Here is a 6,598-nt window from a genome sequence, read left to right as displayed (position 1 = left end):
CGAGTACGAGGAAGCCTTCTGGCGCAGCCAGGAGCAAACCCCGCAGTCCGCCTGAACCAATCAAGATCGGACTCTACGAAACTCGGGGCAGCTCACCTGTCAACCTGATCAACCGACTGGCACCCCCAAATTGGCGACGGGGCACGGCAAATCGAACAGTCCAGGACCGGGTCCGAAGACCGGCAGTTGCGGATGTCGCTTCTGACTCTTCCGGTCATAACAGCTGTGCGGCGCGGCCTAGCTGGCTACCCTTTTCGATGCCTGACTCAGCGGAAGTCTGGCTATGGGGCGGGGTGGGGGGACATGTCTGATTCTTTGGTGCGAGTGGAGACGGTGGAGCTCGACTCGCAGGGGTCTCGTCAGATTCGGGCCAGAAACCGCGGGACGGCGTCACTGGAGGAACGGTCCGCGGAACTGGAGGAGGCGATCGTCTCAGCCTCCGGTATTGCGCAGAGATCCCTGGCTCGACTCCAAGAGCGCGACGGGTGGCGCGTCAGTTCTTTGGAGGTGACGTTCGGTGTGACGCTCGCGGCGGAGGCAGGGGTGATCCTTTCCAAGGCGTCCGCCGAGGCGTCCTTCGAAGTCGTCGTCACAGTGGAACGAACCTGAAGGCCGACAGTGCCCGGTCGCGACTACGCCGTGGACATCTGTCAGGGAGACGTTTACTTGGGGGCCGGATTCCTGCTGACTCGTTGCTATGTCCTCACTGCCGACCACTGCCTGACCGCACTGTCCCACCAGGACGATCAGGTACTCGTGCGCTTCGAGTCAGGTAGGACTTTGGAAGGGTGCGTCCGACGGCGGGTAAAGGAGGCGGATCTCGCGATCGTGGAGATCCTCCGGCCACAGGAAGTCCCCTTCGCCCTGCCGAACGCCGACCATGCGCGCCGCGGCGACCGCTGGCGCGGGCTGCACCGCCCCACGCCCAGCGACCCTGACCTGGGCGGCCTGGTGGACGCGTACGCCGTCAAGTACCACTGCGAGGGTGGGGCCTTCATCGAGGCAATCCAGTTAATCGTGGAGCAGACCCTGGGCGACTACGCCGGCTACTCCGGTGGCCCGGTGGAGAAGACCACTCCGGGCTCCGACGGAGCGGTCATCGGGATCCTCATCGAGCAGTACCCGGACCGGCAGGACTCCCGACGCTCGGCCAACGTGCTGTTCGCCGCCACCATCCACGAGGCCATGAGCCGCTTCGAGTACTTCCGGACAGGCCATCTCCACCGGGTTCTGGAAGGCCGGCAGGTACAGCGAACCCTGGGGGCGGCACCCGGCAACGACGTCGGCCTGGACACCGAAATGGACAGGACGGAGACCCTCCTCGTCCGACTCAAGGAGTGGTCGGACAGTGGTCTGCTCGATCCGGCCCAGGTGGTCAGTCTCACGGGACACGCAGTCAAAGCGATGATCGGCAGAACGCTTGGAGGTGACGGCACCCGTGACCAGCGAGACGCTGACTGATGTTATCCGTCGCGCGGAGAGCGCTCTGACCTATACCGAAGGCGACGACGAGGACGAGCCGTTCCGGCTGTCCGACATACCGGACCGGATGGTCGCGGACTCCGTCCTACGAAACCCGGAGTCGGCGAGAGAAGTCTGCTACGTGGCGGCGCTGCTCAACTCTCTCAACCACCGCGACGACGCGCTGCGCCTGATACGGACCGCGGCTACGGCACTCTCCTCACCGCGCACATCCAGAACACCCGAATGGGGTGCGGCTCTCAACCAGCTGGGCGTGATGGCCGCGTCCCTCGGCGATGTCAAATCGGCGTACAACGTGCTGCGGCGGCTATCCGAGGAGTGCCCGCCCGTGACACCCTCACTGCGCGCCCGCATCGACGCCAATCTTGCTGCAGTAGAAGTGCAGTTGGGAATGGTGGAACAGGCTCGAGCGTCTATGCGGCGAAGCCACGGGTATCTCGGCGCCACCGGGGCTTCGGCCGGGGCAGAAGATCCCAGCATCAGGAACATCCTGGCGGCTGTAGAGCTCGCCGTCGCCGATCACGGGACAGGAAAGGCCTCCCAGGAGGCTGCGGTCGCCCATTTCCGGACAGTCAACCAGTTCTCACTCGAAGATCTCGACGCCGAGACCGGCAACGAGTCGAGAGAGATCTCCCTGCTGGTCAGCAGAGCTGTCGTCGAACTCGCGCAGGCGCGGGCGAAGCATGACACGCACGAACTCGACCGCCTCGTCCTTGTCCTGGAGACGATCACCGCGAGGGCCGCATCCTCGCTCGGTTCCGACCATCCGCAGACGGTGACCGCCATGGTCAACCTCGCTTGCGCCGAGTTCGAGGCGGCACGAATCGCCGCTCATCCTCACAGCCCGCGCTTCGACCGTGCCGTGGAAGCCCTCCGGTCGGCCGTGGAGATGGCGACGAGGCGTCTGGGGCCGGAGCATCACCTCGTCGCCACCGCCTCAGCCACCCACGCCCGCGCACTGCGGGAGGTGTCTCGCACGACACGCCAACATCAGCCCACCCAGGGGGACGAAACCATGGAAACGACGCCCGAAGAGCGGCGGCCGAGAGCCACTCCTCGGCCCGTCCGAGTACCGAACGTGCTGCGGAAAGCCTTGGTGACGTCGGTGGTCGCCGCAGGTACCTACCTCATCACCAATGCCATGGCCGCTAAGCAGTCGCAGCTGTGGCAACTGGCCGTCTCCGTACTCATCGGCGGCAGCGCACTGATCATCCAGTACCTGATTGATTTCGGGGAGCGCCTCGACACCATGGAGGAGGCTGTGAGCGCGCGCAGCCGCGAGTTGGCAGACGTCGTGGAGATGAGCTTCGCCCGTGTCAACGAGGCCACCCAGTTGTTCAGCCAGGTCGACAGTTCCGTGCTGCGCTCGGACGGAGTGGCACAGCTGGCCCGCAGCGTCACACAATTGGGAGTGGACAGTCCGGACATCGTTCGCGACTTCGCCACTGAAGAGATCGACCGCCTGGCAACACTGATGGGCAATCTCAACTCGCGGATCGCCGACTACGAGGGCGAGAACCTGGACTGGCTACTCTCCCTGACCCAGTGCGCCAAGAAGACCATCGACGCCGTCAGTACCAGCGCAACCAGGGACCTCTGGTTCGGCCCGCACGCCCCCAGCTATCTGGAGACCGAGTCCGACGCGGTGCAGGAGCGCGGCGTGAAGATCCGTCGACTCTTCATCGTGCAGCGGCCTGAGGACGTCGACGACTCACTGGAACGGCTGTGCGAGGACCAGCGAGGGCTGGGCATTGAAGCTCGCGTGCTGGTCCCCTCACAACTGCCGCTGTACGTCAGACGTGGCGTGATCAAGGATTTCATCCTCTTTGACCAGTCATTGTCCTACGAGGTAGAACAAGATTTCGCCGGCTTGGGCGGCAGGACCACGTTGAACGTGCGCTCCGACGACATCGCGTCCCGGGTCAGGCGTTTCGACCTGCTCTGGGAATCGGCGGAGGCGCGTACCGACGATCACACGCACGGCACGAACCGATACTGACCGTTCTGCTCGTGCGTTGTCTACGTCCGGCCGATCCTGCCCGCCGCCGGGGTTCACCTCGCCTGGCCAGCCCGATCCCCTCACTCAAGGGCGCCCTCGTTCAGAAGGTCGCCACAGAACAGCGAACGCCAGGGGAGCCCGCTTCCCGTGCCGTGAGCAGCTCGTTTTCGTAGGCTGGTGGTGCTCGGGGCTACTGCGGAGGGACTGCCATGCCCGGAACTATCTGGAGCGGTGCCATCTCGTTCGGCCTGGTCACTTCACTGAACTAGGCCGGTTGTCTGCCCTGCTGGGTCCATCCGAAATGGACAGTCTGGCGTTGTCCGGTGTCCGCTCTGGTGGAGCGGCATGTTGGTGTTCAAAGATTGGTGCTCTGCTGGTTTGCCTCTCTCCATCTGCTGGTCGACAGTTGACACACCCAGATCCGCCAACGCGACCCCAATGCTCCATCGCTGTTGGTACCGTCCTGCCGCGTCCTTGTGTCTGACGGGACGACGTGATGCGCACGGTGAATTGGCCCGGAGGTTTGGTGTCGCCGATTGCCCTGTACTACCCGTGGAGGCACTTCCAACAGGATTCATGGGTACTGCAAGCCCTCCTCACCTGGGACAGAGTTACACGCCTACGCCCTGCGGGCCTGCGCGATGCCGACTCCGAGCGCGTTCGGCAAGTCCGGGAGGAGACGGACTTCATCCTCGACATCACTCCGAGCCCAGCCGACCTCGCGACCGTCACAGATGCATTCACCGAAGTCATCGACACGCAGGGTGAACCGCTCGCGCAGTGGTTTCCACCCCTGGATGGCCTCGACGACGCGCGCTTCAACCCACCGCCCAGCCAGAGCCTCAACGGGGGCGGGACGCCCCATTTCGACCTGTACGCAGGTCCCCCCACCCCCTTGATCAGCCGCGAGCTTGGCGAACTCCTGGCCGAGTACAGGGTGGGCGTCGCCCACCGAACGCGCTCCGGCGAAAACCGAGGCAGCTCATGGATTCGTGTACCCAACCGATTGGGATCGATCTATCTGGCGGCTCTGGCCGACGTCGTCGCGGCGGGCAACCGGCTCGCCCTTACCACCGATGACCCGAGGATGCACCGCGCGAGCGGTGCCCTGGACCGCCTGCCGGACCTTCTGCGCGGGACGCCCCTGCCCGTACCCGCCGTCGAGAACCCGACGAACGCCTATGTGCACCTGGCGCTTCAGGCGGCGGTGGATTTCGAGGGGCAGAGGCCGAGTCTGACGACGCTCATCCGTTTCCGGGAACGACATCGTGACCAATTGGCCGCCTTCCATCAGCATGTGGCCGCACTGGGCGAAGAGCTCCAAGCTGTCGCCTCCGTAGAGGACATCACAGTCGCGCACGCCCATCTGAATTCGTTGTACAGAAGTACGACCAAGCCGCAGCTCGACGAATTGCGTGGGAGCCTGCGCGGAGTCGGCATCGAAACCAGCGCGAAGGCCCTGACTTTGAAGGTCGACGTGAACGCAGCGGCCGGGACCCTCCTGGGTGGGGTGGCCGCGGCAGGCGGCCACGTCGCGCTGGCCGGCGCTGCCGTGGCTATCACCGTGCTGCCATATCTGGCAGGCACGTTCAAGGCACGCCGCGATGCGATAGCTCGTTCTCCCGTGGCGTACCTACTGGCGGCGAGAAGGATGCATCCAGAAGCGAAGCTGCCTGAGACGCTTCGAGGCTGGTCCTGGGGCAGAGGTGGCCTGAGCTGACGCGAGGCAGTCGCCCCGCATCTGGCGCTGCTCTACGACAGAGCAGGGATCAGCGCCTGGATGGACCGCGGCCGCAACCAGCACCACGGCCGCATCTCCCGTCGATGCCGCCACCCGCCACGGTGGACTGGCCCGCCCACTCCTCGCCGGCCCTCCGGGCGGGGGACGGTCAACGGCATCAACCCGTGACCGTGACCGGAGGGGCCATTGCCTACCTCCGCGACGAAGGACCGGTACTCAGTCGGCAGATCGATGCCGTGAACTTCCTCGAACGCCCTGATCTCCGCCTCCGGCAGTGCCGGCGCCAGCTCGTACCGGTGCATGTGCGCCCCAACCTTCTCGACCATCCTCGACGAGGTGTATGAGGTCCGGGACCTGGAGTGGCCCGTGCTCACACCCGGTGTGGCGGTATGCCGCTATCGGTTCGCCTGGATCGGCGTAGTCGAAGGCCCGCCACGTTCCGGTCAGGAGCGGGGCACCAACGTCATCGTGCGGCGGGACGGAGTGTTGATGATGCTCCATGAACCTCTGAGCAGTTGGTCGCTTCCGGCGGTTGATCAGGCGGTGAGGCCGTAATCGTGCTGGTCGGGAGCGGAATAGAGGCGCTGGTGTTCTCGGGCGAGGTGGAGCGCCCAGTAGGTGTCGAAGTCGCCGTTGTCGATGAGAGCGCGGAGCTTGAGCACGGCTTCGGCGCCGGTCAGGCCCCAGCTGCTGCTGGTGATGTCGAGGTGGTCGCCGATCAAGTGACGGCAGGCGCCTTCGATCGGGCCGGTGGCGATGGGCCAGCCCGCGGTGAGCGCAGTGTCGGAGTGGAGGTGGTCGAGGTGGCCGGTGAGGTAGCGGACGCAGGCGTCGGCTCCCTCGCGCCGGGTTCCGCGCAGCCCGTTCTGACCGGCCTGAGCGGTGATCTCGGTCGCGGCGCGGGCGGCCTGGCGGTGGAGAATCGTGGTGAGGTGGCCGGCGACCTGGGCTTCGGCTTCGGGCGTGCCCACCTTGTGGAAGCAGTGTGCCGCGCCCCAGACGTACTCGACCACGTGGACGAAGTCGAGCAGGACGTGCACCTTGAGGTGGCGCCGGCCGGCTTCGGCCTGGATCAACTCGAGCTGGTGGCGGGCCCCGTCGACCAGCACCCAGGTGCGCTTATGGTCCCGGTCACGGGCCTGGGCCTAGTCGAACGCGGCGGCGATCGCCTCCTCCAGAAGCCGGGCGTAGTCCTTGAGGTGTGCGAGTATCAGGCGCCGGATCGCGATGTCCTCCGCCTCGAAGTAGCTCGGCCGCCTCGCCATGGCCAGGGGCTGTCGACCTAGTGAGCTGGTCCGGAGATCCTGTCGCAGTAGTGGCAGATCCGGTCGATGATCTGGTCGGCTGTCTTGGTCCAGCGGAACGGGCGGGCCTGT

Annotated in this window: 4 protein-coding genes and 1 pseudogene; 4 read left to right on the top strand and 1 reads right to left on the bottom strand. The window is 65.5% G+C overall.

Features of this window, described 5'->3' with window-relative positions; genetic code table 11:
* Positions 1-303: 303 nt before the first annotated feature.
* From ABT254_RS46350 to ABT254_RS46335, 4 genes are all read left to right on the top strand, one after another.
* Positions 304-609 carry a CU044_2847 family protein gene (locus ABT254_RS46350; protein ID WP_351483742.1) on the top strand — a complete coding sequence of 102 codons (306 nt, stop codon included), beginning with the start codon at positions 304-306 and terminating at the stop codon, positions 607-609.
* Between the two features lie 9 nt (positions 610-618).
* Complete coding sequence (locus tag ABT254_RS46345) at positions 619-1,461, top strand: trypsin-like serine peptidase (protein WP_351483741.1); 843 nt, start codon at positions 619-621, stop codon at positions 1,459-1,461.
* The gene (locus ABT254_RS46340) at positions 1,439-3,481 is read left to right on the top strand and encodes a tetratricopeptide repeat-containing protein (RefSeq protein WP_351483740.1); all 2,043 of its coding nucleotides are present in this window, start codon (positions 1,439-1,441) and stop codon (positions 3,479-3,481) included. The genes ABT254_RS46345 and ABT254_RS46340 overlap by 23 nt, the downstream gene beginning before the upstream one ends.
* A gap of 496 nt (positions 3,482-3,977) precedes the next feature.
* Positions 3,978-5,201, top strand: a complete 1,224-nt coding sequence (locus tag ABT254_RS46335) for a DUF6236 family protein (protein WP_351483739.1) — start codon at positions 3,978-3,980, stop codon at positions 5,199-5,201.
* Between the two features lie 557 nt (positions 5,202-5,758).
* Here the strand turns inward: ABT254_RS46335 and ABT254_RS46330 are convergent.
* Positions 5,759-6,367: pseudogene (locus ABT254_RS46330) on the bottom strand (ISKra4 family transposase); the annotation flags it as partial.
* Positions 6,368-6,598: the final 231 nt, after the last annotated feature.

The organism is Streptomyces sp. NPDC001137 (genome assembly GCF_040298885.1).
GTDB lineage: Bacteria > Actinomycetota > Actinomycetes > Streptomycetales > Streptomycetaceae > Streptomyces.
The sequence above is the reverse complement of the archived record's forward strand: the minus strand, read 5'-3'. Positions and strand labels throughout refer to the sequence as shown.

What these genes read in the sequence shown, in the direction of transcription:
- ABT254_RS46335 (WP_351483739.1), top strand. Translation starts at nt 3,978, where the DNA reads ATGCGCACGGTGAATTGGCCCGGAGGTTTGGTGTCGCCGATTGCCCTG.
- ABT254_RS46350 (WP_351483742.1), top strand. Translation starts at nt 304, where the DNA reads ATGTCTGATTCTTTGGTGCGAGTGGAGACGGTGGAGCTCGACTCGCAG.